This is a genomic window from Mesorhizobium sp. B2-3-4 (genome assembly GCF_006442315.1).
In the GTDB taxonomy this organism is placed as follows: Bacteria; Pseudomonadota; Alphaproteobacteria; order Rhizobiales; family Rhizobiaceae; genus Mesorhizobium.
This window is the reverse complement of the sequence record NZ_VFVY01000003.1, coordinates 15,956-42,169: the sequence shown is the minus strand read 5'-3', so window position 1 is coordinate 42,169 and position 26,214 is coordinate 15,956. Positions and strand designations below refer to the sequence as shown.

25 protein-coding genes are annotated in these 26,214 nt (G+C 64.9%); 17 read left to right on the top strand and 8 right to left on the bottom strand.

Annotation, left to right across the window (positions count from 1 at the left end; all coding sequences use genetic code 11):
* Nucleotides 1-7 precede the first annotated feature (7 nt).
* Both FJ967_RS06375 and coaA read left to right on the top strand, forming a co-directional pair.
* The gene (locus tag FJ967_RS06375) at nucleotides 8-331 is read left to right on the top strand and encodes a phosphoribosyl-ATP diphosphatase (protein WP_140730869.1); all 324 of its coding nucleotides are present in this window, start codon (nucleotides 8-10) and stop codon (nucleotides 329-331) included.
* A 24-nt stretch (nucleotides 332-355) separates the two neighbouring features.
* A complete protein-coding gene (gene coaA, locus FJ967_RS06370; RefSeq protein WP_140730868.1) occupies nucleotides 356-1,315 on the top strand; it encodes a type I pantothenate kinase in 960 nt (319 codons plus the stop codon).
* 58 nt (nucleotides 1,316-1,373) lie between these two features.
* Here the strand turns inward: coaA and FJ967_RS06365 are convergent, their stop codons facing one another.
* From FJ967_RS06365 to FJ967_RS06350, 4 genes are all read right to left on the bottom strand, one after another.
* Nucleotides 1,374-2,930 (bottom strand): DegQ family serine endoprotease, encoded by a 1,557-nt coding sequence (locus tag FJ967_RS06365; protein ID WP_140730867.1) that lies wholly within the window; start codon nucleotides 2,928-2,930, stop codon nucleotides 1,374-1,376.
* 188 nt (nucleotides 2,931-3,118) lie between these two features.
* Nucleotides 3,119-3,850 (bottom strand): MBL fold metallo-hydrolase, encoded by a 732-nt coding sequence (locus tag FJ967_RS06360; protein WP_181175688.1) that lies wholly within the window; start codon nucleotides 3,848-3,850, stop codon nucleotides 3,119-3,121.
* Nucleotides 3,850-5,016, bottom strand: coding sequence for a diphosphate--fructose-6-phosphate 1-phosphotransferase (locus tag FJ967_RS06355; protein WP_140730866.1), 1,167 nt, complete (start codon nucleotides 5,014-5,016; stop codon nucleotides 3,850-3,852). Before FJ967_RS06355 ends, FJ967_RS06360 begins: the two co-directional genes overlap by 1 nt.
* 130 nt (nucleotides 5,017-5,146) lie before the next feature.
* On the bottom strand, nucleotides 5,147-5,917 hold the full coding sequence (locus FJ967_RS06350) for a L,D-transpeptidase (RefSeq protein ID WP_140730865.1): 771 nt from the start codon (nucleotides 5,915-5,917) through the stop codon (nucleotides 5,147-5,149).
* 238 nt (nucleotides 5,918-6,155) lie between these two features.
* Here FJ967_RS06350 and FJ967_RS33920 point away from each other — a divergent pair, with 238 nt between their 5' ends.
* From FJ967_RS33920 to FJ967_RS06335, 3 genes are all read left to right on the top strand, one after another.
* Nucleotides 6,156-6,278: a hypothetical protein gene (locus FJ967_RS33920; RefSeq protein ID WP_140730864.1), complete on the top strand. Its 123-nt coding sequence runs from the start codon at nucleotides 6,156-6,158 to the stop codon at nucleotides 6,276-6,278.
* 149 nt (nucleotides 6,279-6,427) lie between these two features.
* Complete coding sequence (locus FJ967_RS06340) at nucleotides 6,428-7,051, top strand: LysE family translocator (protein ID WP_140730863.1); 624 nt, start codon at nucleotides 6,428-6,430, stop codon at nucleotides 7,049-7,051.
* A 61-nt stretch (nucleotides 7,052-7,112) separates the two neighbouring features.
* Entirely contained in the window at nucleotides 7,113-7,532 is a 420-nt protein-coding gene (locus FJ967_RS06335; RefSeq protein WP_140730862.1) for a hypothetical protein, read from the top strand.
* A 264-nt stretch (nucleotides 7,533-7,796) separates the two neighbouring features.
* Here the strand turns inward: FJ967_RS06335 and FJ967_RS06330 are convergent, their stop codons facing one another.
* Nucleotides 7,797-10,523: an autotransporter outer membrane beta-barrel domain-containing protein gene (locus FJ967_RS06330; RefSeq protein ID WP_140730861.1), complete on the bottom strand. Its 2,727-nt coding sequence runs from the start codon at nucleotides 10,521-10,523 to the stop codon at nucleotides 7,797-7,799.
* A gap of 226 nt (nucleotides 10,524-10,749) precedes the next feature.
* On the opposite strand from FJ967_RS06330, the gene FJ967_RS06325 reads away from it, so the two are divergent.
* Nucleotides 10,750-12,075 (top strand): tetratricopeptide repeat protein, encoded by a 1,326-nt coding sequence (locus FJ967_RS06325; RefSeq protein ID WP_140730860.1) that lies wholly within the window; start codon nucleotides 10,750-10,752, stop codon nucleotides 12,073-12,075.
* A gap of 81 nt (nucleotides 12,076-12,156) precedes the next feature.
* On the top strand, nucleotides 12,157-13,611 hold the full coding sequence (xylB, locus tag FJ967_RS06320) for a xylulokinase (RefSeq protein ID WP_140730859.1): 1,455 nt from the start codon (nucleotides 12,157-12,159) through the stop codon (nucleotides 13,609-13,611).
* 197 nt (nucleotides 13,612-13,808) lie between these two features.
* Here xylB and FJ967_RS06315 read toward each other — a convergent pair whose 3' ends face one another.
* Nucleotides 13,809-14,171: a nuclear transport factor 2 family protein gene (locus tag FJ967_RS06315; RefSeq protein WP_140730858.1), complete on the bottom strand. Its 363-nt coding sequence runs from the start codon at nucleotides 14,169-14,171 to the stop codon at nucleotides 13,809-13,811.
* 113 nt (nucleotides 14,172-14,284) lie between these two features.
* Here FJ967_RS06315 and xylA point away from each other — a divergent pair, with 113 nt between their 5' ends.
* The 3 genes from xylA to FJ967_RS06300 all read left to right on the top strand — a co-directional run bounded on the left by xylA (nucleotide 14,285) and on the right by FJ967_RS06300 (nucleotide 16,568).
* Nucleotides 14,285-15,610, top strand: a complete 1,326-nt coding sequence (xylA, locus tag FJ967_RS06310) for a xylose isomerase (protein ID WP_140730857.1) — start codon at nucleotides 14,285-14,287, stop codon at nucleotides 15,608-15,610.
* Nucleotides 15,611-15,714: 104 nt separating this feature from the next.
* On the top strand, nucleotides 15,715-16,194 hold the full coding sequence (locus FJ967_RS06305) for a GNAT family N-acetyltransferase (protein WP_140730856.1): 480 nt from the start codon (nucleotides 15,715-15,717) through the stop codon (nucleotides 16,192-16,194).
* A gap of 164 nt (nucleotides 16,195-16,358) precedes the next feature.
* On the top strand, nucleotides 16,359-16,568 hold the full coding sequence (locus FJ967_RS06300) for a hypothetical protein (protein ID WP_140730855.1): 210 nt from the start codon (nucleotides 16,359-16,361) through the stop codon (nucleotides 16,566-16,568).
* Between the two features lie 8 nt (nucleotides 16,569-16,576).
* On the opposite strand, the gene FJ967_RS06295 is transcribed toward FJ967_RS06300, so the two are convergent.
* Nucleotides 16,577-17,554 carry a GlxA family transcriptional regulator gene (locus FJ967_RS06295; RefSeq protein WP_140730854.1) on the bottom strand — a complete coding sequence of 326 codons (978 nt, stop codon included), beginning with the start codon at nucleotides 17,552-17,554 and terminating at the stop codon, nucleotides 16,577-16,579.
* An 81-nt stretch (nucleotides 17,555-17,635) separates the two neighbouring features.
* Between FJ967_RS06295 and FJ967_RS06290 the strand changes: the two genes are divergently transcribed.
* The 7 genes from FJ967_RS06290 (at nucleotide 17,636) to FJ967_RS06260 (ending at nucleotide 25,346) form a co-directional block, all read left to right on the top strand.
* A complete protein-coding gene (locus tag FJ967_RS06290) occupies nucleotides 17,636-18,553 on the top strand; it encodes a 3-keto-5-aminohexanoate cleavage protein (RefSeq protein ID WP_140730853.1) in 918 nt (305 codons plus the stop codon).
* A 22-nt stretch (nucleotides 18,554-18,575) separates the two neighbouring features.
* On the top strand, nucleotides 18,576-19,205 hold the full coding sequence (locus FJ967_RS06285) for an HD domain-containing protein (RefSeq protein WP_140730852.1): 630 nt from the start codon (nucleotides 18,576-18,578) through the stop codon (nucleotides 19,203-19,205).
* Entirely contained in the window at nucleotides 19,202-20,296 is a 1,095-nt protein-coding gene (locus FJ967_RS06280; protein ID WP_140730851.1) for a carnitine 3-dehydrogenase, read from the top strand. Before FJ967_RS06285 ends, FJ967_RS06280 begins: the two co-directional genes overlap by 4 nt.
* A gap of 4 nt (nucleotides 20,297-20,300) precedes the next feature.
* Nucleotides 20,301-21,464 carry an acyl-CoA dehydrogenase gene (locus FJ967_RS06275; RefSeq protein ID WP_140730850.1) on the top strand — a complete coding sequence of 388 codons (1,164 nt, stop codon included), beginning with the start codon at nucleotides 20,301-20,303 and terminating at the stop codon, nucleotides 21,462-21,464.
* Between the two features lie 63 nt (nucleotides 21,465-21,527).
* Nucleotides 21,528-23,606 (top strand): acetate--CoA ligase family protein, encoded by a 2,079-nt coding sequence (locus FJ967_RS06270; protein WP_140731134.1) that lies wholly within the window; start codon nucleotides 21,528-21,530, stop codon nucleotides 23,604-23,606.
* The gene (locus FJ967_RS06265) at nucleotides 23,599-24,381 is read left to right on the top strand and encodes a carnitinyl-CoA dehydratase (RefSeq protein WP_140730849.1); all 783 of its coding nucleotides are present in this window, start codon (nucleotides 23,599-23,601) and stop codon (nucleotides 24,379-24,381) included. The genes FJ967_RS06270 and FJ967_RS06265 overlap by 8 nt, the downstream gene beginning before the upstream one ends.
* A gap of 23 nt (nucleotides 24,382-24,404) precedes the next feature.
* Nucleotides 24,405-25,346 (top strand): alpha/beta hydrolase, encoded by a 942-nt coding sequence (locus tag FJ967_RS06260; protein WP_140730848.1) that lies wholly within the window; start codon nucleotides 24,405-24,407, stop codon nucleotides 25,344-25,346.
* A gap of 12 nt (nucleotides 25,347-25,358) precedes the next feature.
* Here the strand turns inward: FJ967_RS06260 and FJ967_RS06255 are convergent, their stop codons facing one another.
* On the bottom strand, nucleotides 25,359-26,060 hold the full coding sequence (locus tag FJ967_RS06255) for a GntR family transcriptional regulator (RefSeq protein WP_181175687.1): 702 nt from the start codon (nucleotides 26,058-26,060) through the stop codon (nucleotides 25,359-25,361).
* Nucleotides 26,061-26,214: the final 154 nt, after the last annotated feature.

The following is a 26,214-nucleotide window of genomic DNA, read 5'->3' as shown; positions in this document are numbered from 1 at the left end:
CTGCGCCATGGCTGAATTCTCGCTCGCCGACCTGGAGGCAAGCATCCGGGAACGCGCCCGGTCCGGCGATCCGGATTCGTGGACGGCGAAGCTGTTCGCGCGCGGCATCGACAAGGCGGCGCAGAAGCTTGGCGAGGAGGCGGTCGAGACGGTGATTGCCGCCGTCAAGGGCGACAAGCAGGGCCTCGTTTCGGAAAGCGCCGATCTTATATATCATTGGCTCGTCGTTCTCGGCATTTCGGGTGTTCCGTTGAGCGACGTGCTCAAGGAGCTCGAAAGCCGCACCGGGCGTTCGGGCATCGCCGAGAAGGCGTCACGCCCCAAGGGCTGACCGCGAGGGAGGGCAGGTATCTCGATGGATCAGCTCGCGCCGACCGAGAAATATTCTCCCTTTCGCTTCTTCTCGGCCGAGCAATGGTCGCAGTTCCGCGCCCAGACGCCGCTGACGCTGAGCGAGGACGAATTCCGCCGCCTGCGCTCGCTCAACGACCCGGTCGACCTTGCCGAGGTCTCGCGCATCTACCTGTCGCTGTCGCGGCTTCTGTCGGCCCATGTCGAGGCGAGCCAGCTTCTGTTCCGGCAGCGCCAGGCATTCTTCAATGCCGTCGACGTGGTCAAGACGCCCTTCATCATCGGCATCGCCGGCTCCGTCGCGGTCGGCAAATCGACCACGGCGCGCGTGCTGAAGGAGCTTCTGGCGCGCTGGCCGTCGAGCCCCAAGGTCGATCTCATCACCACGGACGGCTTCCTGCTGCCCAACGAGGTGCTGCGCCGCGAGAACCTGATGGAGCGCAAGGGCTTTCCCGACAGCTACGATGTCGGCGCGCTGCTGCGCTTCCTCTCGGGCATCAAGTCGGCATTGCCCAACGTCCGCGCGCCGGTCTATTCGCACCTCACCTACGATGTCATTCCGGGCGAGTTCGTCACTATCGACCGGCCCGATATCCTGATTTTCGAAGGCATCAACGTGCTGCAGCCGGGCAAGCTGCCGCAGGACGGCAAGATCGTGCCTTTCCTGTCCGACTTCTTCGACTTCGCCATCTATATCGACGCCGACGAGACGCTGATCCACCAATGGTACATCTCGCGCTTCATGCGGCTGCGCGAGACCGCCTTCCGCAACCCGGACTCCTTCTTCCACCGCTATTCGCAGCTTTCCGAGGAAGCGGCGCGGGCGATCGCAGAGGGCCTGTGGAGCAACATCAACCTGAAGAACCTGCGCGAGAACATCCTGCCGACGCGCGCGCGCGCCGACCTGATCCTGCGCAAGGGCGCCGACCATCTGGTCGAGGAAGTGGCCCTGCGCAAGCTGTAACAAGAACATGGCGGGCCCGGGCCCGCCATGTCGATGTTCAGGTCAGCACCTTGCATCGTCAGCCATTGGCGAACGGCACGGCGACATAGATCTGGTTGCCGTCGCGCTCGACCAGCAGCAGCACCGATTTGCGGCCCGATTTGCTGGCCTGCGCTATGGCTTGCGTGACCTGCCTGGCGCTCTTCACCGAGGCCTGGTTGACGGCGACGATGATGTCGCCGGGCTGTATGCCGGCACCGGCCGCGGCCTTGTCCGGATTGACGGTGGCGACCACCGCGCCGCGCTCGTTGTCGGCGAGATTCATCTGCTGGCGGATGTCGGGCGTGATGTCCATCAGGCCGAGGCCGATGGTCGGCGCACGGGCACCCTGCCCGGTGCCCGGCGCGCCGGAATCATCGGTCGATGCGGTTTTCACATCGTCGCTGTTGCGCCCGACAGCGACGGAAATCTGCATCGCCTTGCCCTTGCGCCAGACCTCCAGACTTTCTTTCGAGCCCGGCGAGACGTCGGCGACGGCCCGTGACAGGTCCTTGGGATCCTTCACGTCCTGTCCGGCGAAGCTGGTGATGACGTCGCCGGTCTCGACGCCGGCACTTGCGGCGGGCGAGTCGTCATTGACCCGCGATACCAGGGCCCCACCGGAATGATCGAGCCCGATGGCGCTGGCGATATCAGGGGTGACGGGCTGGATCTCGACGCCGAGATAGCCGTATTCGATGTCGCCGCCCTTCATCAGCTTGGCGACGACCTTCTGCGCCTGGTCCGACGGGATGGCGAAGCCGACGCCGACGCTGCCGCCATTGGGTGAGTAGATCGCCGTGTTGATGCCCACGACATTGCCGCTGATATCGACCAGCGGGCCGCCGGAGTTGCCGTGATTGATCGGCGCGTCGATCTGGATGAAGTCGTCGAACGGCCCGCTGTGCAGGTCGCGGCCGCGTGCCGAGACGATACCGGCCGTTACCGTGGTGCCGATGCCGAACGGATTGCCGATCGCCAGCACCTGGTCGCCGGTCATCAGCTTGTCGGAATCGCCCCATTTCACGGTCGGCAACGGCTTGCCGGCCTTGATCCTGAGCACGGCGAGATCGTTTTTGGCGTCGTGACCGATCAGCTTCGCGGGGAGCTCGGTGCCGTCGTCGAGGGTCACCTTGATCGAGGTCGCGCCGTCGACGACATGGTTGTTGGTGACGATGGTGCCGTCGGCACCGACGATGAAGCCGGAACCTAGCGCCTCGGCGCGCTGCGGCTGCTGTTGCGGCGGCGTCCTGGGCATTGGTGCGCCTTGATCGCCGAAGAACTGGCGGAAATAGTCGTCGAAGGGCGAATTGCCGAGCGGTGAGCCGTCCTGTGAGCCGTCGTTCATGGCTTCCGGTTGTGCCTTCATGACGGTGGTGACGGTGACGACGGCGGGCTTGGCCGCGGCCACGATCGGCGCGAACGATCCGTTCGGGGCCGTTATTCCGGCGACCGGGGTCTGGGTGGTGGCAACGGCATTGCTCAAGCCGCCATTGCCCGCGCTCTGGGCGAAGGAGACGACGACGGGGGAGATGATCAGCGCCGCGCCCAGCAGGGCGGCGACGCGATGCCTACGAAGAATACCAAGGGGTGACATGGTCGTTCTGTCCGGGCGAGGGTTGATCGGGCGCCGCGGGCGCATCCTGGGAGAGAGCGCCCGTCAGCGTGTCGACGGCCGGGGTGGCTTGCCTCGCCGTGCATGGCGGCCGGCCGGATCGACACCAGCTATCTAGGGTCGCGAATGGCCTGAATTAGGGTTTTTGCCCGACCTTACGAAGATTTAATTCAGGATGCGCTTACGGACCGCAGATAGGCCGACGCGATTTCGCGCATGCGCCTGCCGTCGAAACTCGGGCCGTGACCGCCATGGCCGATGCGGATCGGCAGGTCGAGAAGCCGGCGCATGGTGTTGCGATAGGCCTCCCGGTCGGAATCCGGCAGGTCGTCGATCAGCGTATCGTCATAGATGGCGTCGCCGGCGAAGAAGAGGCCGTCGGTCTCGTCGAACAGCGCGATCGAATCCGGCGAGTGCCCGGGCAGGTGCAGCACCCGGAACCGGCGGTCGCCGAGATCGACCACGTCGCCCTCGTCGAGCATGCGCGTCAAGGGCGCCGGCGGGATCTTGTAGTCGCCCGATTTCCAGCCCGGCCCGGGCAGTTTCGAGACGGCGCCTTCGAGGTCGTGGAACATGTAGGCGTAGGTCGCTCTCTCATCCATGCTCTCGAACTGCGTCGCACTCATCCTCGGCCCGGCGCGCAGGGGGAACTCGTGCAGCGAACCGACATGATCGAGATGGATATGGGTGGCGACGACCAGCAGCGGCTTGCCTTCGGGTGTCCGGATCTCCGGCGCCAGCGGACAGATGCCCATGCCGGTATCGACCAGGAGATCGGCATCGCGGCCGGTGAGATGCCAGATGTTGGCGCGCAGATAGTCATGCACGAACGGCTCGGTCAGCATCGTCGTTTTGTCGTCGACGACGCTTCTGGAGAACCAGCCGGGCACAGGGGCCGGCATCAGACGAACGGCTTCCCGACCTTGTATTTTTCCGGCACCAGCCGCTTCAGATAGGCCATGCCGGCATCGGACAGTTGGTTGGCGTCGGGCTTCATGAAATTGTCGGGCATGTGGCGGGTCTTGCCGGCGACGTTCTTCAGCGGCACCTTCTTCAGCACCGTTTTCGAACCGTCATATTGCAGCGCCACCGAGCCGCCGCCCTGTTCGGCGACGCCGACGGCAAAGGCGCCGGCATCGAAGGCCTCTTGCGCGTCGACCGCGCTGATGGCGCCGACATAGCCACGCGGCATGTAGCCGAGCGCGTCGACGCGGGCCCGCTTGCCAGGCAGGCCTTCGGCCAGTGCGCGTTCGAGCGCGGCGGGCAGGTCGCTGCCCGACAGTTTGACGTTGCCGTGCTGGTCGCGCTCGAGCTTTTCGGGCGGCACCAGGCTTTCGACCAGTGCCTTGCCGTCGGCGGTGCTCACCCCTTCCGACACCGCAACGATGCAGCGCTTGTGGCGGTCGAGCGAGGCGCGCACGTCGTCGATGAAGCCGGCGGCCGAGAATGGCCGTTCGGGCACGTAGACAAGGTGTGGACCGCTGTCGGGGTCGAGCTGCCATGCGGCGGCGGCCGCGGTCAGGAAGCCGGCATGCCGGCCCATGACGATGCCGACATAGATGCCGGGCAGCGCGCGGAAATCGAGATCGACCGACAGGAAGGCGCCGGCGACGAATTCTGCGGCCGAGATGAAGCCCGGCGTATGGTCGTTTTCCTCGAGATCATTGTCGATGGTCTTCGGCGCATGGACGAAGGCGATCTTGCCACCGGCGGCGTCGGTCAGGATCTGCTGCGTGCCCGACGTGTCGTTGCCGCCGATATAGATGAAGGCGTCGGCGCCGGCCTTCTGCAGGCCCTTGAGGACGACCTCGCAATAGGCGGCGTCAGGCTTGTCGCGCGTCGAGCCCAGCGCCGCGCTCGGCGTTCCGGCGATCAGCCGCAGCCTATCCTCCGGGATGGCGGAAAGATCGACATAATTGCCGTCACGGATGCCGCGCACGCCGTGGATGGAGCCCAGCACCTTTGCGCCGGGATGCCGCTTGCGGATTTCCAGCGTAGCGCCGACGACCGTCTGGTTGATGACGGCGGTCGGGCCGCCGCCCTGCGCGATAACGAAAGTTTCGGCCATTCCTGACGTCTCCCTAGAGCATGATGCCGAAAAGTGTGAAGCGGTTTTCGGACGACATCATGCTGTGATTTCAGGCACCTTGGCCTGTCTTGCGACATCGCGCAACGGGGAGTGTCAGGGAGATGGACGATCACATGACGACGACCGGGTTTTTCTTCGATACCCGGCTGTAGAGGTCGATAATATCCTGGTTGATCAGGCGCACGCAGCCCGACGACATCGCCTGGCCGATGCTCCACCATTCGGGCGAGCCATGGATGCGGTAGCCGGTGTCCTTGCCGTCCTGGTAGATGTAGAGCGCCCGGGCGCCGAGCGGATTGGTGAGGCCGCCGGGCTGGCCGCCCTGCCACTTCACCAGTTCCGGCTTGCGCTGGATCATTTCGGGCGGCGGCGTCCAGGTCGGCCATTCCCTTCCGTACTGGATGTTGGCGCGGCCGGACCAGCGGAAACCGTCCTTGCCGATGCCGACACCGTAGCGGATGGCGTCGCCGCCCGGCTGGACGAGATAGAGCATGCGCTCCTTCAGGTGCACGACGATGGTGCCGGGCGCCTCGCCGGTGGTGTCGACGACGATCTGGCGGCGGAATTCCGGCTTGACCTTGAGATAGGGCACTTCGGGCACGTTGAAGCCGTTGTCGGTCAGCGCGGCATACATGACATCGGGGCTGGTGATGTTCTTGTCGACGCTGATCTGGGGCCGGATATGCGGCACCGAACCGGTGACCGTGTTGTCCAGTTCGAGCGCCGGCATGCCGCCATCGCCTGAGGTCGAGCAGCCGGCGACGCCGAGCAGCGCCAAGGCGCCCGCTCCCGACAGGACGGCGCGGCGGGAAAGAAGGAGATCGGTTTCGATTGCGTCGCCGTTTCGTGGCGGCGTCGGACCTTGCGGCAAGTCACGCATATACCCAACCCTACGCTGTCGGCGGGAAGCACGGTCCGGCCGGATGTCGGGCATTTTCATCATTCATGGTTGATAAAGCGTGAATGCCTTGCGCTGCCTGCGTTTGCGCCTCGCCGGCGTGACGTTCCACGCCCGCGGCGATCACCGCCTCCGTGCGCCTGCACAAAATCACCTCCGTCGGGTCACAATCCCGGCACCGGCGTTTCCTACCTCTGCCGGCGATCAGCGAGGGGCCTCCATGTGCAAGACGTTAAAAACCGACATCAAGCTTCTTGCCGCCGCCATTGCCGCGGCCGCCATGGTTCTCGGTGCCAATGTCAGCCTGGCCGATATCGTGAGCACGCTGAGCGGCGCGAACTGACGCCGATCGGCCGCTGGCGAAACTGACGGCCTGCAATTCGGGCAAGCGGCAATTCGGGCAAAATGCGTGGCGCTCGGCGCCCGCGATTTCTCTTTACATTCTCCCTGGGCTCGGGATTTATCCTTTTCCTTAACCCAAGGGAGACAGACATGTCCTTCGAAAACTGGGCCGCCTTCGCTGCCGCGTCGACCATCCTTCTCATCATCCCGGGGCCGACCATTCTTCTCGTCGTGTCCTACGCACTGGGCCAGGGCTGGCGAACCGCCCTGCCGATGGCCGTCGGCGTGGCGCTCGGCGACTTCACCGCCATGACCTTGTCGATGCTGGGCATCGGCGCACTGCTGGCCGCCTCCGCGACCGTCTTCACCATCCTGAAGCTGATCGGCGCCGGCTATCTGATCTATCTCGGCGTGAAGCTGTTCCGCGCCGGCGGCACGCTGAAAGCCGAACCGCGCACCGACGCCGTGTCGTCCGCCAAGATGATGGCGCATGCCTGGCTGGTCACGGCGCTCAATCCGAAGAGCATCACCTTCTTCGTCGCCTTCCTGCCGCAGTTCCTGGACCGGCATGCCAATTTCTGGACCCAGATGCTGATCTTCGAGACGACGTTCCTGGTGCTCGCCTTCGCCAACGCCTTCGGTTATGCGCTGATCGCGGCGCGTGCCCGCAATGTCGTGCGCAATCCCAAGGCGATCCGCATCTTCAACCGCACCGGCGGCACGCTGCTGGTCGGCGCAGGCATCGCCACGGTGGCGATGCGTTCGGGCAATTGATCGACGGATCTGCCGGCGCCGCCCGGTTTCTCTCTGGATCGGCTGTTACAGGACGGATGACATGATGATCGAACGAACCATGATAGCGGCGCTAGCCATTGCAGTTTCCTGTTCGCCTTCGCATGCGCAACCACGGCACCGTCTGCCGGCCGGCTACAAATGGGGCCGCTGCCTGCTTGTCGTCGGCGGACAGACCCGGATATCCGGAAAATGCTCCTATCAGATCGAGCAGGGCGGCGATTTCAACATCCAGGGACCCCGGCAGGTTTTTGCCGGGATCGACTATCCGGATACGCATAGCGGGGCCGGTGAAATGTCCAGGGACTACTGGGCGGTCGTCTACAAGGACGGCGATGTCTGGAACGGCTATGCCAACGGCGACATTCGCGACACCCATGGCGATTCCGACGACTGGGGAGAGCTTCGGCGCGAAGGCGCATGTTATGTCGGCAAGGACGTCCGGGTGTGCCTCTGGCGTTAGAGCAATTCCAGCAAAGTGCGTAGCGGTTTTCCCGGGAGAAGCGTGTCGCGCGTCCCCTTGGGAATTGCGTAAAAACAAAGAGTTAGAGCGGGTCTGCGATTCTACCAAACGCTGAACGGCTCTACAGCATGTCGTGGCGAACAGGGTTCGCCCGACCTACTGTAAGCTTCTGATTTTATGCATGTCGTTGTCCCGGAACCGAGGACACTTCCGGGCGACATGCATTAGGCGAGCGCGGACTGGATCTGTCGATCCAGCCTTGCTTCACCATTTGACGCTAAGGCCCAGATTGCCCTCGAGGATGCGGCGTTTGTCGCCGCCGAGGTTGGTGGTGTAATCGGCGGTGGCGAAGAGGCTGACCTTGTCCGTCACCTGCGCGACGATGCCGCCGCCGAATTCGAACGAGGTTGACCTGCCCTCGGTCGAGATGTCGGTGGTGTCGAAGCCGACATGATCGGTGCCGCCGAAATCATGCCAGATATTGGCCTTGAGGTAGGGCTGCAGCGCCATGCCGTTGACGGAGGCCTCGCCCTGCAGCCGCGCGCCCAGCCGGCCGGTGACGCTGCCGTCGCTGTCGAAGGAAACAGACGAGAAACGGTCCCTGGCATCGTCGAGCGACAGTTGCTGCCAGATCAGTTGCGCCTGCGGTTCGAGCGTCCAGCCCTGCGCCAGCGCTATGGGATAGCCGCTTTCCAGCGAGGCGGTGACGCCTGTTCCGCCGATGTCGATGCCGACATCGCGCGACGACGTCGCGTCGCCGCCGAAGAAGGTGGCCATGAGGACGCCGTCGAGGTACCAGCCGCTTTGACCGATACGGGTCCAGTAACCGCCGACGCTGGTGCCGCTGACATCGAGGCGGCCGACGGACAGGTCATTCCGCCCCAGCGCCTGGCCACGCACGTCACCTTTCATGCTGGCATAGGCGACGAACAGGCCGGCGCGATCGATCCCGCCCGAGGCGGTTTCACGGCCGAGGACGTCGAAGCCGGCCTGCAGGCCGAACAAGGTGCCGTCGAAGGATGGCGACACCGTCCCCGACCAGCCCATCTTGGCGTCCTGGCCGTATATGCGGCCCCAGACCGGCGACAGCTCGGCGTTCGACAACAGGCTCTGTTCGCCGCGCCGCTCGTGGAAGGTGCCGAGCGTCGTCATCGCCAGATGCCCGGCCACCGGCGGCAGGGCCGAATAGGTGGGCACCTCGATGCGGTAGAGCAGGATCGTCTCGCCGGGGGCCGGCGTCGGCAGGTCCGGCACGGCGGTGGGGACAACCGGCGGCGGCGGTGGCGGATCCGCCGGCGGCGCCGGCGGTGGCGGCGGCGGTGCCTCGGGCTCCGGATCGCCCGCCTGCACCGGCGGTGTCGAATCGACCGGCGGGTTGTTGATGTCGCCATCGGTCGGCACCGGCACCGGCGGCAATTCGGACGGCGGCGGCGGCGCTTCGGTCTGCGGCGCCTCCGGCTCGGGCTGTGGCGCCGGTTCGAGCGCCGGCGGCCCCGCGGCCGGCGTCGCCGGTGTGTTCAGCGTCGAGCGTAGATACCAGTTCTCCTCGCTGCCAGCGCTGACGCCGCCCTTGAAGAGGTAATATTCGAAGGCGCCGGCAGCGACCGGCGCATCGAGGGCAAAGGCGCCGGCGCTCGACGTGGCGCCGTTGACCGCCTGGACAAGCATGATGCCGTCGGCCGTGGTCTGCGCCCCGGCGCCGCCGACATTGACCACGGCAATGCCGGTCGAGCCCGAGGCCGTGCCGCCCGACAGCACCAGCCGGTCGGAAGCGGAACTGTCGTCGCCGAGTTCGGTCTGCAGCAGCAACAACCCGCCCATGCCGACATAATTGCCTGAAATGGTCAGGCGGTCGGTGGCGCCGGTGCCGCCATTGGTCAGGTCGATGCGGCCGGCATTGACCACTTCGGCCAGTTGCCCCGCCGTAAAGGCCTGGATGGAACTGCTGAAGCCGCCACCATAGAGCGTGCTTGCCTGGTCGACACTGAGCTTTCCGGTGCCCGTGCCGCTGTCGCCCAGCACCAGATTGCCATCCAGGATCAGCTGGGTGTCATTGGTGGCGTCGATGGTTTCCCAGTTCTGGACCCTGGCGACGCCGTCCAGCTTGACGTTGTCGAAGGTGAGCGCATCGGTGCCGAGGCCGCCGTTCAGCGCATCGGCTCCGCCGAGATTGGCCTTGGTGAGGTTGCTGAGCCTGACTGTATCGTTGTCGGCGCCGAGATCGACCGAACCATAAATGATGCCACCGCCATCCCAGACGAAATTGTCCGCGCCGAAGCTCAGCAGCACGTCGCCACCGACCGTACCGCCCGTGATCGTGACGCTGTCGTTGCCGCCGCTGACGCTGATATTGCCGCCGATCGTGCCGCCCGAGAGAATGATGGTGTCCTGGTCGAAGCCGGTGACGAGGTTGCGGTCGATGGTGCCAGCCGACATGTTGAAATAGTTCTTGTCGAGCTTCATGTTGACGCGGCCGATGCGGCCGCCAGTCATCACGGCACGATCGCCATCGTCGAAGAAATCGACGATGCGCCCGCCCGTCATGGTGAAAGTGTCGAGCCCGTCGCCCTGGTTCAGCGACCCGATCTGGCCGCCACTCATGTTGAAGTCGTCGATGCCGGCGCCCTGCTGGACATTGCCGGCGACGGTGCCGGACTGCATGTCGATGCGATCCGTGCCGGCGCCGAAGGTGACATTGCCGCTTACCTGGCCGGTGCCACCAGCGGGAAAGGTCAGCGTGTTGTCGCCGCTGGTATCGGTGAGGCCGCCGCCCGAATCGCCACTATCGCAAGTGAAGGTGTCATTTCCCGGAGACGGAACCAGCACGCATGCCGCGAATGCCGCAGAGCCAGGCAGCAACATCAGCGCTGTAGTTGCAAGTAAGCTAATAAACCTCGGATCGATCCGCCAACGCCTTCGCCGTAGCAAAGAAACAGCTCGATCATTGTGCTCCGAACCGCTGTCCGGAAGCTGTATTTTCAAGTGCCGCATCGCGTCCCCTCTCAGATCGCGATTTCAAGCCCCTTACCCGCGCCGCAATGAAGCCACAATTCGTCAGGTTTTACAAAGCCTAATCTGTCCCTCATGGTTGATGAACTACAAAAATAGCTGAAATGACACGCCGCAGCCCGCGAAATGGCGCGACCGTGGTCCATGCTTTAAGATCATGTTGGACCGAGGGGCATCACGCCCATCGGGGCTCGACAAGGACACTCGCATGGCTGTCAGGGACGAATTCGGCTTGGCATTTTCCGGTGCCACGGAAGCGGGGTTCGCGCCCTACAGCCAGGCGGTGCGTGAGCTGCAGTGCTTCATCGGCGATCCTGTCGGCTCCGTCGATCGCGCCATCGCACAGGATCCCGGGTTTGTCATGGCGCATGTCTTCAAGGGTTATCTTTTCGGCCTTGCCACCGAACCGGAAGCGACGGCCGTGGCCAGGACCTGCCATGCGGCGGCGCTGCCGCTTGCCGCCACGGCGCGCGAACGAGCCCATGTCGCGGCGCTTGGCCATCTCGCCAACGGGCGCTGGCATCGGGCCTCCGCCATCCTGCAAGACATAGCAGTCGACTTTCCGCTCGACGCCGTGGCGCTCCAGGTCGGGCACCAGGTCGATTTCTTCACCGGCAATGCCCGCATGCTGCGCGACCGCATCGCCCTTGCGCTACCGTCATGGCAGGCTGACATGCCGGGGTATCACGCCATGCTCGGCATGCATGCCTTCGGGCTCGAGGAGATGGGAGAGTATGCACAGGCCGAGAGGCTGGGTCGTCAAGCGGTCGAGATCGAACCGCGCGACGGCTGGGCGCAGCACGCGGTCGCGCATGTCATGGAAATGCAAAGCCGGCAAAGGGACGGCATTGCTTGGATGCGTGCCGATCCGGAGGCGTGGACGAGGGAAAGTTTCCTCCAGGTCCACAATTGGTGGCACCTGGCGCTGTTCCACTATGATCTCGGCGAGACCGACGAAGTGCTGGCGCTCTATGACGGGCCTATCTACGGCACCGGGTCGACGCTGGCGCTCAACATGGTCGATGCCTCTGCGATCCTGTGGCGGCTGCATCTCGGCGGCATCGATGCCGGCGACCGCTGGGCAGCCCTGGCCGCCAATTGGGTGCCCAAGGCGGGTGCCGGCAGCTACGCTTTCAACGACGCGCATGCGATGATGGCCTTTGTCGGCGCGGGGCTCGGCGCCCCGGCCGGCGATCTCCTCGAGGCACAGGGCCGGGCCATGCGCGGCGATGACGACAATGTCGCCTTCACCAGGGATGTCGGCCATCCGCTGACGCTCGCCATCAAGGCGTTCGGCGAGGGCAATTACGCCGAAACCATCCGGCTGATCCGGCCGATCCGGACGATCGCCCACCGTTTTGGCGGCAGCCATGCACAGCGCGACGTCATCGATCTCACGCTGATCGAGGCCGCACTGCGCGCCGGTGATGGCGCGCTTGCCAGGGCCCTTGTGGCGGAGCGCGCGACGGCACGCCCCGACAGTCCCCTATCGGCGCTGTTTTCGCGGCGGGCGGGCGATTTGTCAGAGAATTGACCCGGAGCGGTTCTTGCCTTAAAGACTGGCTCAGCCAGATTTTTTCGAGATCCGAAAAAAATAGCGACGTGGGAGGAAACCATGTATCTCGGCCTCGACCTGGGCACGTCAGGCGTCAAGGCGCTGCTGATCGATGCCAAGCAGAGCATCGTCGGCTCCGGCCATGGCTCGCTCGACGTCTCGCGCCCGCATCCCGGCTGGTCCGAGCAGGACCCGGCGCATTGGATCCGCGCCTGCGAGGACGCGATTGCCGAATTGAAAGCCTCTCAACCGGCACAGTTCGCGGCGGTCAAAGGCATCGGCCTCTCCGGCCAGATGCACGGCGCGACCTTGCTCGACGCGGCCGATCATGTGCTGCGCCCCTGCATCCTGTGGAACGATACGCGCAGCCATGTCGAGGCGGCCGCGCTCGACGCCGATCCGCGCTTCCGCGCGCTCACCGGCAACATCGTCTTCCCTGGCTTCACCGCGCCGAAGCTCGCCTGGGTGAAGAACAATGAGCCCGCTGTGTTCGCCAAGGTGGCGAAAGTTCTTTTGCCCAAGGATTTCCTGCGGCTTTGGCTGACCGGCGAGCATATTTCGGAAATGTCTGATTCAGCCGGCACGTCCTGGCTCGATGTCGGCAAGCGGCGCTGGTCGGCGGACCTGCTGGCGGCGACATCGCTTGACGAAAGCCACATGCCGTCGCTGGTCGAGGGCACCGCGAAAGCCGGCGGCCTGCGCGCCGAGCTGGCGTCGAAATGGGGCATCGCAGCCGGCATCCCGGTTGCCGGCGGCGCCGGCGACAACGCGGCTTCGGCCTGCGGCATGGGCACGGTCGGCGCCGGCCACGCCTTTGTCTCGCTCGGCACGTCGGGCGTGCTGTTTGCCGCCAACGCTTCCTATCTGCCCAACCCGGCGAGCGCGGTGCACACTTTCTGCCATGCTTTGCCCGACACCTGGCATCAGATGGGCGTCATCCTGTCGGCCACGGATTCGCTGAACTGGCTGTCGGAGATCACGGGCAAAGGCGCGGGCGAGCTGACGTCGGAGCTCGGCGATACGCTGAAAGCACCGACCGGCGTGTCCTTCCTGCCTTATCTCTCTGGCGAGCGCACGCCGCACAATGATTCGGCCATTCGCGGTTCCTTCACCGGCCTGGCGCATGAATCCGGCCGCGCCGTGCTGACGCAGGCCGTGCTCGAAGGCGTCGCCTTCGCCTTCCGCGACAGCCTGGAGGCCTTGAAGACGGCCGGCACCAGCCTGACGCGGGTGACGGCAATCGGCGGCGGCTCGCGCTCGCGCTACTGGCTGAAGGCGATCGCCACCGCGCTGCAGGTGCCGGTCGACATTCCCGCCGATGGCGATTTCGGTGCCGCGTTCGGCGCGGCGAGGCTCGGCCTGATCGCGGCGACAGGGGCTGATCCGCTGGCTGTGTGCACCGCGCCGCGGACGGATGCCACGATTGAACCGGATGCTGGGCTTGGCGGGGCGTATGCCGATGCTTATCAGCGCTACCGGGCGCTGTACCCGGCGATCAGGGCTGTAACAGCGTGAGTCAGTGCGAGGCCCCCCTCTCTGCCCTGCCGGGCATCTCCCCCTCAAGGGGGGAGATTGGCAGCTTTGGCGGCGGCCTCTTTCTTTCGGCGTTGGTTGTTGGCGAAGGCCTGCGTGACAATCAATCTCCCCCCTTGAGGGGGAGATGGCCGGCAGGCCGGAGAGGGGGGCCTCGCACCGCCCCTACGAAATTAGCCTCACTGCGCCGGAATCTTGTCGAGAAACCCCGTAACGCTCTTCAGGCGGCCGTTCTCGATGACACCGATGTCGGTGCCTTCAATGACGGAGGGCACACCCTCGGGTCCCAGATTCCACGAGAAGCGGATCTTGTCGCCAAACCCGTCCGGCGTGCCCTTCAGCGAGAAACGGAAGCCGGCAAAGCGCTGCTGGACGCCATCCACAAGGGCCGCGATGCCGTCATGGCCGTCGCCCTGCATGATCGGGTCGCGATAGCTGACATCGCTCGTGAAGGCCGCTTCGAGCAGCGCCTTGCGGCGGTCCGCATCGCTTTCGTTCCAGGCGGCGATGTAGTTCTGGGCGATCGTGTTGAGGTCGGTCATGGTCTGTCTCCTTCGTTCGACTGTTTTGACAGGACCGTTTTCGGCCAGCGCCGTCGTGAAACCAATTACGCCCGAGGTAATCGGGCAAAACTATCTTGGAGAGGAAGAAAACCATGAGCAGCGGCTTTTTCGGCGACATCCAGAAGATCAAGTATGAAGGACCGGATTCGACCAATCCGCTGGCCTATCGTTTCTACAATCCCGACGAGGTGGTGGCCGGCAAGCGGCTGGAAGACCATCTGCGCTTCGCCGTCGCCTACTGGCATTCCTTCGCCTGGCCGGGCGGCGATCCGTTCGGCGGCCAGACCTTCGACCGCCCGTGGTTTCCCAAGGCCGGCGGCGTCGACACGATGGAACTGGCGAAACTGAAGGCCGACGTCGCCTTCGAGATGTTCTCGCTGCTCGGCGCGCCCTATTTCTGCTTCCACGACGCCGATGTGCGGCCGGAAGGCAAGGATTTCTCCGAGAGCGCCGCCCGCCTCGACGAGATCGCGGACTATTTCGCCTCCAAGATGAAGCAGACCGGCGTCAAGCTGCTCTGGGGCACGGCGAACCTGTTCTCGCACCGCCGCTTCATGGCGGGCGCGGCGACCAATCCAGATCCGGATGTCTTCGCCTACGCGGCGGCGACGGTGAAGAGCTGCATCGACGTCACCAAGCGGCTGAAGGGCGAGAACTATGTGCTTTGGGGCGGCCGCGAAGGCTATGAGACGCTGCTCAACACCGACCTTGCCCGCGAACAGGAACAGGCCGGCCGTTTCCTCAACCTGGTCGTCGACTACAAGCACAAGATAGGCTTCAAGGGCACGATCCTGATCGAGCCGAAGCCGCAGGAGCCGACAAAGCACCAGTACGACTACGATGTCGCCACCGTCTACGGCTTCCTCAAGCGCTTCGGCCTGGAGAAGGAGGTCAAGGTCAACATCGAGCAGGGCCACGCCATCCTGGCCGGCCATTCCTTCGAACATGAGCTTGCGCTGGCCAATGCGCTGGGGATTTTCGGCTCGATCGACATGAACCGCAACGACTACCAGTCGGGCTGGGACACCGACCAGTTCCCCAACAACGTGCCGGAGATGGCGCTGGCCTTCTACCAAGTGCTGCAGGCCGGCGGCTTCAAGACCGGCGGCACCAATTTCGACGCCAAGCTGCGCCGTCAGTCGCTCGATCCGCAGGATCTGCTGATCGGCCATATCGGCGGCATGGATTCCTGCGCGCGTGGCCTCAAGGCAGCCGCGAAGATGGTCGAGGACAAAGCGCTGTCGGGTCCGCTGGCCGAGCGCTATGCAGGCTGGAACGGCGCCGAGGCCAAGGCGATGCTTTCGGGCAAGCGCACGCTGGAGGAGATCGCCGAGCGCGTGGTGAAGAAGAAGATCGAACCGCAGCCGCGTTCCGGCCGCCAGGAACTCTTGGAAAACATCGTCAACCGCTACGTCTGACGTCCTGGAATTGCCCCGAACTGGACCGACATCTGCCCGGTGTGGCCGAAAGCCGCCGTGATCGTCTTTTGCTAGTCGTCTCCGCCAGGTGAGCGGAGACGACAATGGCAGACGGCCAGATCACGGTGCGCGCGGCGCGGCAGGGCGATGTCGGGACCCTGAAGCAGGTGCTGCAGGAGACGTTCGAAGGCACCTGGCTGCCGCACATCACCCAGACATCGGCGCGGCGCTATGTCGAAGCCGACATTGGCGGACGCTATGTCGAGGAGAGCTGGCCGCACTTCACGGTTGCCGAGATCGATGGCGACATCGCCGGGCTGATCCACTGGCGCGACGACTTCATCGAGGCCGTGCATATCAGGGCCAGGCATCAGGGCCAGGGCGTCGGCCGCAGGCTCTTGTCGCAGGCCGAACAGGCGATTCGCGCCGCCGGCTTTGCCCAAGCGCGGCTGGAGACCGATACGTTCAACGAGCGGGCCCAGGACGTCTACAGAGCGCTCGGCTATGTCGAGAAAGACCGTTACCCCGACGATGAATGGGACAGCGGCTTCACCACCGTGCTGTTCGTGAAACCTCTCCCCTGATTCGCGATCAGGCACCCGGGAACCACGTTCGCCGGAAGGCCAATTGGACGACAAGGTTTTGCCCCTTGCCGCCTCTCAATGACCTCGCTCTTGCCTTCAAACTGCCGTCACGTATCTCGTATAAACAGGGCTCGTGGCGGGAGAGGAATGAAGGAGGCGAACCGATGCAGAACGAACGTGAAATCGACGCCCTGCTCTCACCTGAAGGAGCCGGCTCGATCATCGACCGGCTGATGGCAATGCCGCATCCCCGGGACGGCGCGCGCCGCTCCAACGAATGGGACCGCGCCGTGGCCAGCCGCTTCGAGACCCATCTCGCGCGGCAGATGCGCTCGCAGATCGATGGCGGCGGCGACCGCCAGAACGCTGCCTGATTCCCGAATCAACCGCGGCGAAGCCTGACAGGGGCCTCGCCAAAAGCTCTTGAAAACGCTCTGGAAAAGGCCGCGGCAGACGAGAAACCCGTCCGCCCGGCAATATCGGCCATGGCGATCCGCGTGTCGACCACGAGCCGACGCGCGGCCCCCAGGCGCAGCCTGAGATAGTAGGCACCCGGCGTCTCGCCGATCGACTTGCGGAAGATGCTTTCCAGCGTCCGCGCCGTCACCCCGGCGCGCTTGGCCACCGCCTCTATGGTCAGCGGCCGGTCGACATGCGATTCCATCAGCCGGATGGCCTGCGCCAGGCGCGGGTCGTAGCCATCGAGCCGCCCGAGCGAGACGAGCGGCTGGGCATCGGTGGCGGCGCGGGCCTGATCGTAGATGAAGACGCTGGCGACATCGAGCGCCACCGCCATGCCGAGGCGCGTGCGAATGAGATGCAGCATCAGGTCGAAGGTCGGCGAGGCGCCGCCCGAGGTAAAGACAGGGCCGTCGATGACATAGCGGTCCGGGCGCACGTCAACGCCGGGGAAGGCCGAGGAAAAATCCTCCATGTCTTCCCAATGGGTGGTGGCGCTGCGGCCTTCGAGCAGGCCGGCGCGGGCCACCAGCCATGTGCCGGCCTCGACGCCGCCGCAGGCACGGGCCGCGCGCGCCGCGCGCCGCAATCCCGAAAGCAAGGCCGATGTCGCGTAATTCTGGGTGCCGAAGCCGGCGACGACGACGAGAACATCGGTAGTTTCGGTCGCGTCGAAACGGCCGCTGACCGCCACCGGCAGGCCGCATGTGGTGACCGGCGCTTCGCCGGTGACCGACACCAGCTTGAAATCGAAGAGTATCTCGCCGGAGATGCGGTTCGCCGCGCGCAGCGGATCGACAGCCGAGGCAACGCACATGATCGAGGACCCGGAAAACACCAGGAACGTCACCTTGAGGGCCTCGCGTTCGGCGCGAAAGACGGATTTTTCGCTTTTGATCATATCGTCTTCGTAAAACGCAAAGCAGTTTCGTTCAAGTCGCGCGATGCTTGGTCCCTGTTTCGAAATGGGAGGAGAGTTTCGATGCCGCTTGCGATGAACCGTGAGGTCTTCATTACCTGTGCCGTGACCGGATCCGGCGGCTCGCAGGATCGCTCCCCCCATGTGCCGCGTTCGCCCAAGCAGATCGCCGATTCGGCCATCGATGCGGCCAAGGCAGGCGCGGCGATCGTTCATTGCCATGTGCGCGACCCCGAGACCGGCAAGCCCCGGCGCGACGTGCATCTCTACCGTGAAGTGACCGAGCGCATCCGCGCGGCGGAAGTCGACGTGATCCTGAACCTCACCGCCGGCATGGGCGGCGACATGGTGTTCGGCTCGCCAGAAGCGCCGTTGCCGCTCAATGAAAGAGGCACCGACATGGGCGGCGCCTCGAACCGCATGGAGCATGTGCGCCAGTGCCTGCCCGAAATCTGCACGCTCGACTGCGGCACGATGAACTTCGCCGAGGCCGACTATGTGATGACCAATACGCCCGGCATGCTGCGCGCCATGGGCGGCATGATGACGGCGCTCGGCGTCAAGCCCGAGATCGAGGCCTTCGATACCGGACATCTGTGGTTCGCCAAGCAGCTGGTCGAGGAGAAGGTGCTCAACGCCGATGCGCTGGTGCAGCTCTGCATGGGCGTGCCATGGGGCGCGCCTGACGACCTCAACACGTTCATGGCGATGGTCAACAACGTGCCGTCAACCTGGAACTGGTCGGCCTTCGCCATCGGCCGCAACCAGATGGCCTATGCGGCGGCCGCGGTGCTGGCCGGCGGCAATGTCCGCGTCGGCCTGGAAGACAATCTGTGGCTCGACAAGGGCGTGCTGGCGACCAATGCACAGCTGGTCGAGCGCGCGGCCTCGATCGTCACCAATCTCGGCGCCCGGATCCTCGGGCCGGAGGAAGTGCGCAAGAAGCTGAACCTGACCAAGCGGGCGCCGATCGCGGCATAAATTATTCGCGGGGAGGGTCGATATGACTACTGTAAAATTCACCGCGATGAAGGATGGCGACAGGGACGATTACGAGTTCCTGACCGCCCATGAAATCGACTATGCCGCCAAGACCGGCGACCGGCTGCTCGATGCGCTTGTACAGCTCGACGAGGGCCTGTCGGGCTACAAGATCACCCGGCTTGGCCATTCGCTGCAGGCGGCGACGCGCGCCTTTCGCGACGGCGCCGACACAGACTGGATCGCCTGCGCGCTGCTGCACGACATCGGCGATATCTACGCGCCCTACAATCACGACGAATACGCCGCATCGATCCTGAAGCCGTTCGTGCGCGAGCAATGCACCTGGGTGGTGGAGAAGCACGGCGATTTCCAGCGGCTCTATTACGCGCATCATCTGGGCGGCAACCGGCACGCCCGCGACCGCTTCGCCGGTCATGCCTATTTCGACGATTGCGACCAGTTCTGCGAGCGCTGGGACCAGTCGAGCTTCGATCCCGATTACGAGACGCTGCCGATCGAGTTCTTTCGGCCCTTCGTGCTCGAAGTCTTCGCCCGCAAGGCCTACGACCCGGCCGTGATCCGCGCCGGCGAGCGCGTGCCTCTCACCGATCCTGAAACCGCCAAGAGCAGAACCGGAGCTTCCGCATGAGCATCATCAACAAGGCGGCCGCCATCGGCGGCGGTGTCATCGGCGCCGGCTGGGTGGCGCGGCTGCTGCTCAACGGCATCGACGTGTCGATCTTCGATCCGGACCCGGAAGCCTCGCGCAAGGTCTCGGAAGTGATGAAGGGCGCACGCCGCGCCTACAGGCAGATGGTGCCAGGCGGCCTGCCGAAGGAGGGCAAGCTGACCTTCGCCAAGACCATCGCCGAGGCGGTGGCCGACGCCGACTTCATCCAGGAAAGCGTGCCGGAACGGCTCGACCTCAAGCACAAGGTGCTGGCCGAGATCGACGCGCATGCGCCGGCCAACGCCATTGTCGGTTCCTCCACGTCGGGCATCAAGCCGACCGACATGCAGGTGGCGATGAAGAAGCATCCTGAACGGCTGGTCGTCGGCCATCCCTTCAACCCGGTCTATCTGCTGCCGCTGGTCGAGATCGTCGGCGGCGACCAGACCTTCCCGGAGGCGGTCGAGGTCGCCAAGGAGATCTATGCCTCGATCGGCATGAAGCCTGTGGTCATCCGCAAGGAGATCGAAGCCTTCGTCGGCGACCGCCTGCTCGAAGCCGCCTGGCGCGAGGCGCTGTGGCTGATCAAGGACGGCATCTGCACGGTCGAGGAACTCGACGATATCATGCGCTACGGCTTCGGCCTGCGCTGGGCGCAGATGGGCATGTTCCAGGTCTACCGCGTCGCCGGCGGCGAGGCCGGCATGCGCCACTTCATGGCACAGTTCGGCCCCTGCCTGAAATGGCCGTGGACCAAGCTGATGGATGTGCCGGAGTTCAATGACGAACTGGTCGACCTGATCGCCACCCAGTCGGACGACCAGGCGCACGGCCTGTCGATCCGCGAGCTGGAAAAGATCCGCGACGACAATCTGGTCGCCATCATGGACGCGCTGTCGAAGCAGAACAAAGGCAAGGGCTGGGGCGCCGGCGCGCTGCACAAGGATTACACCAAACAGCTGGCCAAGCTGGCGGCAAAGAAGCCCGTGGCTTCCAAGGCGGCGGAAAAGGCCAAGGCCGCCAAGCCGGTGAAGAAGGCGGACAAGCCGAAGAAAAAGAAGAAGGGCTGAGGTGATGGATTTCGGTCTTTCGGAAGAGCAGAAACTCATTGTCGATACGACGCGGGCCTTCGTCGAGAACGAGCTCTACCCGCACGAGCGCGAGGTCGAACGCACCGGCGTGCTGCGCCGCGAGCTGATCGAGGAGATCAAGGCCAAGGCGATCGAGGCCGGGCTCTATGCCGCCAACATGCCGGCCGATGTCGGCGGCGCCGGTCTCGATACGGTGACCTGGCTGCTCTACGAGAAGGAACTCGGCCGCGCCAATTACGCGCTGCACTGGACCTGTGTGGCTCGCCCCTCCAACATCCTGCTGGCGGGCACGCCGGAGCAGCGTGAAAAATACCTTTTCCCCTGCATCCGCGGCGAGAAATGGGACTGCCTGGCGATGACCGAGCCCGGCGCCGGTTCGGACTTGCGCGGCATGAAGGCATCAGCGGTGCAGGATGGCGACGACTGGGTGCTGAACGGCACCAAGCATTTCATCAGCCACGCCGATCTCGCCGACTTCGCCATCGTCTTCATGGCTTCGGGCGAGGAAGAGACCTCGCGCGGCAAGCGCAAGAAGATCACCGCCTTCTTCGTCGACAAGGGCACCAAGGGGTTTTCGGTGCGCGAGGGTTATCGCAACGTCTCGCATCGGGGCTACACCAACGCCATCCTGGAATTCGACGATTGCCGGCTGCCGGCATCCCAGGTCCTGGGTGAGGTGCACAAGGGTTTCGACGTCGCCAATTCCTGGCTCGGCGCCACACGCCTGCAGGTCGGCGCCACGTGTCTTGGCCGCGCCGAGCGGGCGCTTGGCCATGCCATCGAATATGCCGCGCAGCGCCAGCAATTCGGCCAGCAGATCGGCAAGTTCCAGGGCGTGTCGTTCAAGCTCGCCGACATGGCCACCGAACTCAAGGCCGCCGATCTGATGGTGTTCGAAGCCGGCTGGAAGTACGATCAGGGCACCGTCACCGACCAGGACATGGCCATGGCCAAGCTGAAGGCCACCGAGATGCTGGCCTATGTCGCCGACGAGGCGATCCAGATCCATGGCGGCATGGGGCTGATGGACGACCTGCCGCTGGAGCGCATCTGGCGCGATGCCCGCGTCGAGCGCATCTGGGAAGGCACGTCGGAGATTCAGCGACATATTATTTCGCGAGCGCTGCTGCGTCCGTTCGGAGCTTAGAGCATACTTCCCCGAAGGCCGGACGCCGATCTGGAAAATCATGCTCGAAACGAAAAGATGACCATGCATAAACTCGAACGTCTCCTGCGCCCGAAATCGATCGCCGTGTTCGGTGGCGTGCAGGCCGCCGCCGTGGTGGCGCAATCGATCAAGATGGGTTTTGCCGGCGAGATCTGGCCGGTGCACCCGACCAAGGACGAGGTCGCCGGACGCAAGGCCTATCGCTCGGTCGCCGACCTGCCGGGTGCGCCGGACGCGGCCTTTGTCGGCGTCAACCGCCATCTGACCATCGAGGTCATCAAGGCGCTGGCCGAGCGCGGCGCCGGCGGCGCCGTCTGCTTTGCCGCAGGCTTCCTCGAGACCGAGGCCTATGACGAGGACGGCGAGCGTCTGCAGGCCGAACTGGTGGCCGCTGCCGCGCAGATGCCGATCATCGGCCCGAACTGCTACGGCCTGATCAATTATGCCGACGGCGCGCTTTTGTGGCCCGACCAGCATGGCGGCATAAGGCTGGCGGAGGGCGGCAAGGGCGTCGCCATCATCACCCAGTCGTCCAACATTGCCATCAACATGACGATGCAGAAGCGCGGCCTGCCGATCGCCTTCCTGATGACTGCCGGCAACCAGGCGCAGACCGGCCTGTCGGAAATGGCGCTCGGCCTTATCGAGGACGAACGCGTCACCGCGCTTGGCCTGCACATCGAGGCTTTCGACTCGGTAGCCGGCTTCGAGCGGCTGGCGGCGCGGGCGCGAGAGCTGAAGAAACCTATCATCGCCATGAAGGTCGGGCGCTCCGAACAGGCGCGGCAGGCGACCGTCTCGCACACCGCCTCGCTTGCCGGCTCGGACGCGGCATCGGGCGCGTTCCTGAAGCGACTGGGCATCGCGCGCGTCGATTCCATCCCCGCCTTCATCGAGGCGCTGAAGCTGCTGCACATCACCGGACCGCTGCCCGGCTACACCTTGTCGTCGATGAGCTGCTCCGGCGGCGAAGCGTCGGTCATGGCCGACAGCGCCGAAGGCCGCTGGGTCAACTTCCCGGTGCTGACCGACACCCATCGCGCCCATGTCAAATCGACGCTCGGGCCGCTGGTCGCGGTCGCCAATCCCTTGGACTATCACACCTTCATCTGGAACAACGAGCCGGCGATGACGGCCACCTTCACCGCCATGGTGTCGGGCGGCTTCGACCTCAACATGCTGGTGCTCGACTTCCCGCGCCCCGACCGCTGCTCGGTGACCGACTGGTGGGCGACGTTGCGCGCCTTCGAATCGGCCCTGAAGACCAACAAGGCGCATGGCGCCATCGTCTCCTCGCTGCCGGAGAACCTGCCGGAGGAATACACCGCCGAGCTGATGGCGCGCGGCATGGTGCCGCTGTTCGGCATTTCCGAAGCGATGGACGCGGCCCAGGCGGCCGCCTTCATCGGCTGGGCCTGGCGCGAGCCGCAGGCGCAGCCGGTGGATATTTCGGCCTCGGGCGCAGCCGGCGGCGATCATGTCACGCCCGACGAGGCCGAAGCCAAGGCGCGGCTGATCAAGGCCGGCTTGCCGGTGCCCAAGGGCGAGCGTGCCGGCAATGCGGTCGAGGCGGTGATCTCGTCGATGGCGCTCGGCTTCCCCGTCGCGCTCAAGGCCCTTGGCGTCACCCATAAATCCGAGGTCGGCGCCGTCAGGCTCAACCTCAAGGACGCGGAATCGGTCAGCGCCGCGGCGCACGATCTTCTGCCGCTCGGCACCGGCCTCTATGCCGAACGCATGGTGCGCGACGGCGTCGCCGAACTGATCGTCGGCTTCACCCGCGATCCTATGTTCGGCGCGGTCATGACGCTGGGCACCGGCGGCGTCCTGGTCGAGCTGCTGCGCGACAGCGTCACGCTGATGCTGCCGGCGACGCGCGACGACATCGAGGCGGCGCTGCGCGGGCTGAAGCTCTATCCGTTGCTGGAAGGCTATCGCGGCCGGCCCAGGGCCGACGTCAAGGCGGCCATCGACGCCATCTCGGGCATTGCCGATTTCGTACAGAAGAATGCCGGCGAGATCGAGGAACTCGACATCAATCCGCTGATCGTCTGCTCGGAAGGCAAAGGCGCCTGGATCGCCGATGCCTTGCTGGTGCTTGGAGAGAAGAAGAATGTCTGACGTCATCACCACCCGCCGCGAAGGCGCGATCCTCGAAGTCACGCTGGACCGGCCCAAGGCCAACGCCATAGACCTGAAGACCTCCAGGCTGATGGGCGAAACCTTCAAGGCTTTCCGCGACGATTCCGGACTGCGCGTCGCCATCGTCAAGACGGCAGGCGACAAGTTCTTCAGCGCAGGCTGGGACCTGAAGGCGGCGGCGGGCGGCGACGCGGTCGACGGCGACTATGGCGTCGGCGGCTTTGCCGGGCTTCAGGAACTGCGTGATCTCAACAAGCCGGTCATCGCCTGCGTCAACGGCATGGCGGTGGGCGGCGGCTTCGAGCTCGCGCTGTCCTGCGACCTTATCTACGCCTCCGACCATTCGTCCTTCGCGCTGCCGGAGATCCGCGCCGGCACGCTGGCCGACGCCGCGACCATCAAGCTGCCGAAGCGCATTCCTTATCACATCGCCATGGACCTTTTGTTCACCGGCCGCTGGATGGACGTCGCCGAGGCGCATCGCTGGGGCCTGGTCAACGAGGTGCTGCCCAAGGACAAGCTCGAGGACCGCGTCTGGGAAATCGCCCGGCTGCTTGCCAGCGGGCCGCCTCTGGTCTTCGCCTCGATCAAGGAGACCGCACGCGTGGCCGAGGCGCTGACCTTCCAGGACGCCATGAACAAGGTGACGCGCCGGCAGTTGCCGACCGTCGATGCGCTCTATGGATCGGAAGACAATATGGAAGGCTTCAGGGCCTTTGCCGAGAAGCGCGATCCGGTGTGGAAGGGGAAGTGATCCCGCGGATCGGCACAGCCAGCATGACCGACTACAAAACACTCATCGACGCCGAGACCTGGGCCTTCATCGAGCGGACCAATTCCTATTATCCGCCCGATACGATCGACTATACGATCGCGCGGCAGCGCGAGATCTATGACCTGATGTGCCGCGAGTTCTTTGCCGGCTACCCGCAAGGCGTGACGGCCGAGACGACGGTTGTCGCGGCGCCCGCGCACGATATCCCGATCCGCATCTATCGCAACGCGACGCCGGACGATGCGGCGATGGTGCTTTACATCCACGGCGGCGGCTTCATCCTTGGCGGGCTGGACAGCCATGACGATGTCTGCGCCGAGCTTTGCGGCCGCACCGGCCATGAGGTGGTCTCGGTCGATTACCGGCTGGCGCCGGAACACCTGCATCCAGCCGCTTTCGACGATGCGATGGGCGCTTTCGAATGGGCGGCCAGGACCTATGACCGCCCGGTCGTGCTGTGCGGCGACAGCGCCGGCGGCAATCTCTGCGCGGCGATAGCGCATGCAACGCGCGGTCATGCGAAGAAGCCGATCGGCCAGGTGCTGATCTATCCCGGTCTCGGCGGCGACCGTTCGACCGGCTCCTATATCAAGCATGCCGAGGCGCCGATGCTGACGATGCGCGACCTCGAATTCTACAAGCACATCCGCACCGGCGGCGCGGACCGGACCGGCGACATCACCCTGTCGCCGCTCGCCGACGCCGATTTCGCCAATCTGCCGCCGACCGTGCTGATCACCGCCGAGTGCGATCCGCTGTCATCCGATGGCGAGGCGTATCGCGACCGCACCGTCGCGGCAGGCGGGCGCGCTCACTGGTTCGAGGAGCCCGGCCTGGTGCACGGCTATCTCCGGGCCCGGCACAGCGTCGGCCGCGCCCGCGCGAGCTTCACCCGGATCGTCGATGCGGTGGCAACGCTCGCAAAGGGCGGCTGGGCCTGGTAGGGGCTGCCCCGCTCAGGACGCCTTGGCCAGAAAGCTCTGATAGTCCGATTTCGCCTGCAGCAGGCGCAGAACGTTCTCGCGCGAGCCGCGTACGTGCGCTCGGGCCAGCGCTCCGGCCCTCACGGCGTCGCCGGCACAGATCGCCTCGATGATCTCGGCATGTTCGTCGCGCGCGATCTTCCATTCGTCGAGCCACAACAATTCGGTCCAGACATAGTGCTGGCACTTGTCGAGGATGCCGCACAGCATGCCGTGCAGCATGACATTGCCGCTGATTTCGGCGATGACGCGGTGCAGGTCGATGCCGACCTCCAGTTCCTGGAATTTTTCGCGCGTGGTGCGGTCGGGAATGGCGGCCAGCCGCTCGCACTCGGCCAGCATGGCGCGCAGCCGCGCCTTGTCCTTCTCGGTCGCGGCGGCCGCCGCGAGTTCGGTGGCGTGGCCGTCGAGCAGCTCGCGGATGTCGAAGGCCTCGCGGAACATGTTGATGTCGAACTCGGTGACGGCATAGCCCTGGCGCGGCCGGCCCGTGACCAGCCCGTCACGCTCCAGCCGGTTGAAGGCTTCGCGCACCGGCGTGCGGCTGACATTGAGTTTTGCCGCGATGTCGCTCTCGGTGACGCGTGAGCCCGGCGGGATCTGGCCGGTCACGATCATCGCCTTGAGCGCGGAATAGACCGAGTCGCGCAGCGTGTTTTTGGTTTCCTTGGCCAAGTTCCGTTTCCAGTTCCCCGGTCCTAGCACCGGAAGTCGATGTCTTCCCAAGCGTAGCTGTAGTCAAAGTCGGCGTGATTTGCCACGCCCTGTCCGCTACCCACGCCGCCAATCCAGGATGCAGCAAGCGGTGTTGACAACGCCGCTTCCGAAG

Coding starts and splice junctions, on each gene's coding strand:
- FJ967_RS06290 (WP_140730853.1), top strand. CDS start 17,636: ATGCCGCTTGCGATGAACCGTGAGGTCTTCATTACCTGTGCCGTGACC.
- FJ967_RS06300 (WP_140730855.1), top strand. CDS start 16,359: ATGCAGAACGAACGTGAAATCGACGCCCTGCTCTCACCTGAAGGAGCC.
- FJ967_RS06330 (WP_140730861.1), bottom strand. CDS start 10,523: ATGCGGCACTTGAAAATACAGCTTCCGGACAGCGGTTCGGAGCACAAT.
- FJ967_RS06270 (WP_140731134.1), top strand. CDS start 21,528: ATGCATAAACTCGAACGTCTCCTGCGCCCGAAATCGATCGCCGTGTTC.
- FJ967_RS06340 (WP_140730863.1), top strand. CDS start 6,428: ATGTCCTTCGAAAACTGGGCCGCCTTCGCTGCCGCGTCGACCATCCTT.
- FJ967_RS06350 (WP_140730865.1), bottom strand. CDS start 5,917: ATGCGTGACTTGCCGCAAGGTCCGACGCCGCCACGAAACGGCGACGCA.
- FJ967_RS06280 (WP_140730851.1), top strand. CDS start 19,202: ATGAGCATCATCAACAAGGCGGCCGCCATCGGCGGCGGTGTCATCGGC.
- FJ967_RS33920 (WP_140730864.1), top strand. CDS start 6,156: ATGTGCAAGACGTTAAAAACCGACATCAAGCTTCTTGCCGCCGCCATT.
- FJ967_RS06375 (WP_140730869.1), top strand. CDS start 8: ATGGCTGAATTCTCGCTCGCCGACCTGGAGGCAAGCATCCGGGAACGC.
- FJ967_RS06295 (WP_140730854.1), bottom strand. CDS start 17,554: ATGATCAAAAGCGAAAAATCCGTCTTTCGCGCCGAACGCGAGGCCCTC.
- FJ967_RS06365 (WP_140730867.1), bottom strand. CDS start 2,930: ATGTCACCCCTTGGTATTCTTCGTAGGCATCGCGTCGCCGCCCTGCTG.
- FJ967_RS06265 (WP_140730849.1), top strand. CDS start 23,599: ATGTCTGACGTCATCACCACCCGCCGCGAAGGCGCGATCCTCGAAGTC.
- FJ967_RS06355 (WP_140730866.1), bottom strand. CDS start 5,016: ATGGCCGAAACTTTCGTTATCGCGCAGGGCGGCGGCCCGACCGCCGTC.
- FJ967_RS06260 (WP_140730848.1), top strand. CDS start 24,405: ATGACCGACTACAAAACACTCATCGACGCCGAGACCTGGGCCTTCATC.
- xylA (WP_140730857.1), top strand. CDS start 14,285: ATGAGCAGCGGCTTTTTCGGCGACATCCAGAAGATCAAGTATGAAGGA.
- coaA (WP_140730868.1), top strand. CDS start 356: ATGGATCAGCTCGCGCCGACCGAGAAATATTCTCCCTTTCGCTTCTTC.
- FJ967_RS06325 (WP_140730860.1), top strand. CDS start 10,750: ATGGCTGTCAGGGACGAATTCGGCTTGGCATTTTCCGGTGCCACGGAA.
- FJ967_RS06315 (WP_140730858.1), bottom strand. CDS start 14,171: ATGACCGACCTCAACACGATCGCCCAGAACTACATCGCCGCCTGGAAC.
- FJ967_RS06305 (WP_140730856.1), top strand. CDS start 15,715: ATGGCAGACGGCCAGATCACGGTGCGCGCGGCGCGGCAGGGCGATGTC.
- FJ967_RS06360 (WP_181175688.1), bottom strand. CDS start 3,850: ATGCCGGCCCCTGTGCCCGGCTGGTTCTCCAGAAGCGTCGTCGACGAC.
- FJ967_RS06275 (WP_140730850.1), top strand. CDS start 20,301: ATGGATTTCGGTCTTTCGGAAGAGCAGAAACTCATTGTCGATACGACG.
- FJ967_RS06335 (WP_140730862.1), top strand. CDS start 7,113: ATGATGATCGAACGAACCATGATAGCGGCGCTAGCCATTGCAGTTTCC.
- FJ967_RS06285 (WP_140730852.1), top strand. CDS start 18,576: ATGACTACTGTAAAATTCACCGCGATGAAGGATGGCGACAGGGACGAT.
- xylB (WP_140730859.1), top strand. CDS start 12,157: ATGTATCTCGGCCTCGACCTGGGCACGTCAGGCGTCAAGGCGCTGCTG.